Origin of the sequence: Chitinophaga ginsengisoli, assembly GCF_003014595.1 — a bacterium.
Taxonomy (GTDB): domain Bacteria; phylum Bacteroidota; class Bacteroidia; order Chitinophagales; family Chitinophagaceae; genus Chitinophaga; species Chitinophaga ginsengisoli.
In genome coordinates this window covers 1-6,164 of the sequence record NZ_PYGK01000032.1, presented here as the reverse complement: position 1 = coordinate 6,164, position 6,164 = coordinate 1, and the positions used below count along the sequence as shown (strand labels likewise).

Genomic DNA, 6,164 nt, shown 5'->3' with positions numbered 1-6,164 from the left:
GGCCCTGAGAGGAACATTGTTTTCTGCACGGATCAGGTTCTCGATATGTGTAGAATATAGCTCTGCATTAGGAATAGCCTCATTACCTCCGTTGCCATTAGTAACAGTTTTCCAGGTATTCCTGTTGATCGTGTTATTCCATACATCACGTATATGCGCCATTTCGTGCGCTAATCCTATAAACGCAGATCTGTTAATGTTGCCATTCTCATCCGGAGCAGAGGTAAGAGAGGCTGGGTTCCAGTGTATATATTTTCCATCTTGTCTATCTGCTCTGTTGGATTGCCCTTGAGCAATCTGTACACTCTTATTGGTATTCAGGTTGCTAAGATCGGCTACTAACTGTCTACCAGTTTGACCTCCTGTTTCAAGATCAGAAAGCGCCTTTGTTACTTGCGCTGCAAATTTATTATCACCGGTATATAAAGATCCATTACTGTCAACAAAGCCAGTAATGCCGTTTTCATCCTGTCCGTAATAATAGCTTGTTTGTGTATAATCATATTTCCCAGTTTGCTGATTCAACACCTGACTAGCTATTACCAAGATGATACTATCCCCATTGACGTCAATAATACTGACCGGATTATTAGCGCCATATTGATATGGAGAGAGTGGTTGATATTTATCCGCAAATTTGTCCTGTGTGAAGAATCTTCCAATCTGGGGATCATACATTCTCGCACCATAATCATATAACTCCAGTCCACTTCCATCTCCAAACTCCCTATTCTGTAATTCCTTTCCATTATATTTCATTCTATTCTCAGCATAATTCATCCCTTTGAGTGCATTAGAAGATATCCCGGCCATCGTCATCCCAAACGGATAATAATGCGTCTCCTCCAACAACGGTCCACTATTCACCCCCAAAACAACATTATCAAAGAACACATCCTGCTGGCTTTCATTGCTCGTATAAACATACAAAAATCCGCTTTCTTCCACCGCCATCTTCTCTACTCCCAGTTCCTGCAGCTCATCCGGGTCCTCCTTCACCTGCCTCACTCCACTATTATCCTCCACTAAATTAAAATCATCATCGAATAAAACAAAGTTCAAATAGGCTTTCGGACGGTTTGACTGCCCGTTGTCATTGTCCTTCTCCTTTAAACGTTGATAATTATTGTTATAAAAATCCGCATTAAAAGGTGTGTTGTTAGATACCACCTCAGACGCATGCGATCCATTTTCAACTGTAGAGCCACCAAAGGCCTGTACCAGACCAGCTACCATATCCTCCACCGGGGCCTTTCCGTTATTATTATCCGGCCCCTGGGACTTATAGAATGCCTTTACCTTGATCTGGATGGTATCACCAGCCATTACACGCAGGACCAACGACGGCCCTATCTTCTTCCCCCCTCCCTTGGCGTTCAACTTAGCTACAAACTTATTCTCTTCGGTAGTTTGATCCTCGGGATAGCCGGATGGCTTTTCTGTACGGGTTTCCTCCACATTACTAAACAATACCACTTCCTGAGCTGCAGCCTCGGTTTCCATTGTAGCTGCATAAACTGTAAAATCAGTCTGATCAGTTAATACCGTTCTTACGTTACCCAGATGGTCTTTTTCAAAATAATCGTACGCATAAGCAACAGGAGTTCCTGTTTTATAAACAGGACGGATACGGCCTTCTTCATGACTTATCAGCTCCAGACTGTCTTGTCTATATATGAATGCCCCAGCGTAGTCCGTCAACGTTGTTTTAGGAGAGCTACCTGTGTTATCTAAAACTGTCTTACTGAGCTTATTCCCTGTCGCATCGTATTGATATGTAATAGTACCCTTACCAGCAATAGTTATTACTGATGGTAAGTTAAGATGATTGTACACAATAGAACTGATGTGCTTATTTGAATCTGCCACCATATTACCATTACCATCATAGAAATAGTCATTGCCAGGGTTGCTTCCATCAATAAAGTCTCCCAGTTTCGCGGAGGCTGTTTTTGCAGGGTTAGGATCGGCCACTGCTGTAAGCTTGTTGCTATTAGCCAAGTAAGTATAACTTAAGCGGTCAATCGTATCAATCTTCGTTCCGATCATTCCCTTCTGCCACATAGATTTGATATTACCATTGGCATCATAAGTTAGATTACTAACAGTAAAATCCTTTTTATCCTGCGCCCAGCTACCTCCATTCTTCTGGGTGAAATATGCACCTGTCAAACGGCTCGCTTTATCATAATTGTAACCATATGCCCAGGCGCTATCGGCACGTGTCTTCCACTTAATCCCGGATATGTTGCCATTATACTGGCTGGAATCAAATCCATAGTCATAGCTAAGTTCCTGGCCAAACCAGTTCGATGTACTGGTCCCACTGTTTACAAAGTTCTTATTAATACCCTGTAGCCAGCCGCGAATATTATACGTGTAACTTAAACTGTCAATTACACTTCCTGCAGCAGCGACTCCCAGACGCTTCAACATTAACTGCCCCAATTCATCATAGTTGTTTGCTGCAATCAACCTCTCCTGGCTTACATCATCATTTAACCGTTTCCTCATGGTAAGCAATCTTCCTCCATGGTCGTAGGTCATATTTGTCAGCAATGTACTTTGTGGCGTAACACTCTTAGGATTTTGATGACGAAGGTAAGTTGCCAGTACGGCTCCTTTGAAGTTGTACAATGTTGTCAGTACATCCTTACCTCCCAGGTTATTTTCACTTAATACCTGAATGGCACGTCCTTTATCATTGTAATACGTGGTTGTTATTAGCCATTTATTGGTTCCCAGTACCCTCACCTTACTTCCGGTCACAAGTCCTGTAGTCATAGTACTTACAGGCAGCTTCTCCGGATATAAAGTATCGGCAGCTAATAATTTTCCAGTATCAGTTGCCATAAAAGCCAACTTGCCGGAATAGTTATAGTTATCATAAAAAGCATACGTCAGAGGTGTCAGCGCCGATGCAGAGATACCCGGTAAGGGATTATTAGCAGTGATTGCCGTCGTATCACCAGCCGCAGCGGCATCGACCCTTACCTCTGTTCCACCACCAGTCCCAGAGTCGAATCCTTCAAGGAGGGTCACACTATTGGTTGCAGTATATAGGCTGCTACCATCGTGAATATAAACAGCCAGATCTGCTTTTGCGGGAGCTACATAAGAAATAGGCTGCGAAGCAGACACCGAATTCATACCCGTCTGCAAGGCGTCTCGCGTAGAAGTTCCCTTATATATAGCCGTCATGGTAGGGCGATTCAACTCATCATAGAAAGTTACCAGCCACTCCATTGGGGATTTCGCTCTTTGCACAGAATCCTGCGTAAATACAAGCCTGTCCCGCACATCATATACCATGAACATCCTTCCCGCACCGGGCACCTTTTTAACTATCATGCGTTGCCGTGCGTCGTATTGATACTGGAAACATAATTCATCTGCGATGGCTGTGCTTACTGTCCAGGAACCCTTTATAGCATCGACTGCCAATGGTGGTATAACGAAGCAAAGATTGCCTAGATCATCATACACATAATAGGTGCATAACCAACCTATATGTCCAGTACCGGGCATAGCAGCTATCTGCACCTTTTTTAATACGACCTGCCCTTGCTTATCTTTATATTCAACCACCTGGCTGCCCTGTTCGTCAATAGCCACATTTTCCTGCAACTGCCCTGCAGCATAATTGCCGGTACTGGTAGGAATCCCCGTCCCAATATTCCACAACCTTACTGAATCAGAAACTGTATTAACCTGATATCGGGCCTCCACAGGGTGAGTAACCCAACTATTACCTGGCGCATAAGATTTCAATGGTCTGTTCAGCGGCGACTGTTCAAACTCCTGCTGACTATAAAAGATATTCTCACCTGTAATACCAGGATTAAGCACTCCATTTTGATAAAATGCTTTCTGCGCATTAAAGGGATCTGTCTTAAACTTTCCATCGCTAAGATTGTCTGATTGCTGTACGTAGGGAAGATATTTGTACTGTTCTCTTCCATAACTATCATATATCACTGGCGCAACAAGGTCTTTTCCTCCACTACTGATTCCTTTTGAAACAGTCTGAATTGGCCGACCAAGACCATCGAAATACTGGGTGGTCTGTTTCACTTCCCTTACCAGTCTGCTCCCCGACACAACTGCTGCGGTATCAGTCAATGGCTTATCTGGTTCCCAGGTGCGAACATAATTGATCGAAGTAGTATTATAGCCTGCGGGGATTGTTACCGCCGTCGCAGTACTACGTGTTCCACCCGGTCTGTTGCTTTGGGCAAAGGCTCCATCAGAAATAAACGAAGTTGCTGCCAATGCTCCGGTGTATATTACATATTTTATAACATTCATAGGTAATCACTTATTTAGTTAGGGGCGCCTGATACTGGTAGTCAATTTGTTTTAAGATATTGTCGTTTTGATCCCTGATTACCTTCAGTCGGCCAAAGCCATCGTACTCAAAAGTACTTGTCCTGCCATTCGGATCTGTGATGGTACTTATTCCATATAACGGCGAGTAAGAATAAGTAGTAATAATGGCCTTTTTAAGTCTTGCGTCGGAACGAAGCGGGGCCAAAAAATTCTTTAAGGCAACATCCGTGGGGCTTACCTGATTACCAAAAGTTGATACGGCAGCTGCACCTCCAAGAACAGTTTCTACAACGGTATAATCAGCATTTTTAATCTCCGCTATTGGAAACTGCTTATTATAGCCCCATATATAGCATGTAATCATTCCACTTTCCTGACCTTCCGATTTAGGATTTCCTTTACTGTCATATGCGTAGTATCTTAACCGTATTTCAGTGGGAGTATTTTGAAATTGCGTCTGAACCGTCTGCGGCAAAACAGAAAGCGTATTATCAGGCCAGTTCTTCTTATAGTCTGTCGACAGCTTTTTCTGCTTTATCTGGCTCACTTGCAGTTCCGTCTCAACCACTGAATTGATCATATTACGGCTAACCATATCCTGATAAGGGTCTGTCTGTCCATTTATCGCCTTATCTGCAGGATAAGTATACACCTCCGCCACTTCCTGTTGCTTACTGTTGACAAACTTGTGTTTCTTCAGATAATAGTAATTCGGATCATATTCATAGGTGTTAACAGTCGTCATGGTTTGCCCTGTTACGGGATCCCGTTCGGCAACACTGGTACTTGCTATGTCCCTTCTTCCTGCGATAGGCAGATAACTATTATTTAAAAAGCCTATAGCGGGGTAACCTGATACCTTAACAGAAGTATAAGTATCATTATAGTCGTCCGGTACATTAAACAACACAGGTGCAATTGTATAGGATGTAAAATTATTCAGTGCCGCCTGGTTAGAGTAATCGAGCATTAATCTATCTGTATATTCATTCACCGTGGTTCTGACAATATTGTCGCTACTATCATAGACCACTTCTTTTTGTACAGAACCATAAAGCCAGGTAGCGTTACTAGCCGGTACAAATGGCAAACTGCCATTCGAACCGCTGCTGGGAAATGTAAACAAACGCTCAATTTTTCCGTTGCTCTTATTGCCATTTTTCAAATATTCAACCGTGCGCTTGTAGGCGACAGGGCTTCCAGCGGTGTATATGACATCGTAAGCGGAACTACTTTGACGAAGGCGAATTAACGGCGGTCCTCCCACATATGTTGCCCCGCTCGATATAGACGCATTCCCCACCCCCTCATAACGGGTTGCATATGTGTATGTAGGGTACGTTGCCAAAACACCCGATGAAAGACCGCTTTCTTCTTTATACTCATATTCTCTCACCATAGCCGGAGCCGTAGAAATGCCATCATAATCAATGATTTTTTTTGCTCGTAGCCCACCTACAAATGGCTGCTTATGGCTATAAGTTACCGTATGTGAGGTTTGTGACTGTTTTTCCCGCCATTTCAACTGTGCAACCGCATTATAATTGCTAACAGGTAGCATATTATAGTAACACCGTATCCGGTACTGTGTTCCTTTCACAAGGTTAGGAACGGAGAAGGTTACAGAAGACTGGGTGAAGGGAGAGGTAAAGTCCTTTGATGCCAGTAAACTTCCGTTGGGCGCAAACATCTCTATTCTCAGCGCGCAGCTGCCGTTGCAAATCTGGCCGAATCCAGATGGTTGCAGCGACAAAGTAAATGCAGTATTTTCGGGTTCTCCATTAAAGGTAAAATAGGTATCCTGGAAGGAAGGAACGCCATTGTTCATACTTAGA

At 43.4% G+C, this 6,164-nt stretch carries 2 protein-coding genes; both read right to left on the bottom strand.

Annotated features, from left to right (window positions below; genetic code table 11):
- The coding region (locus tag CLV42_RS33420; RefSeq protein ID WP_170117745.1) for a DUF6443 domain-containing protein at nt 1–4,308 on the bottom strand (4,308 nt) is incomplete at its 3' end.
- 10 nt (nt 4,309–4,318) lie between these two features.
- On the bottom strand, nt 4,319–6,164 hold a 1,846-nt coding region (locus CLV42_RS33415), incomplete at its 5' end, for an RHS repeat domain-containing protein (protein WP_146154558.1).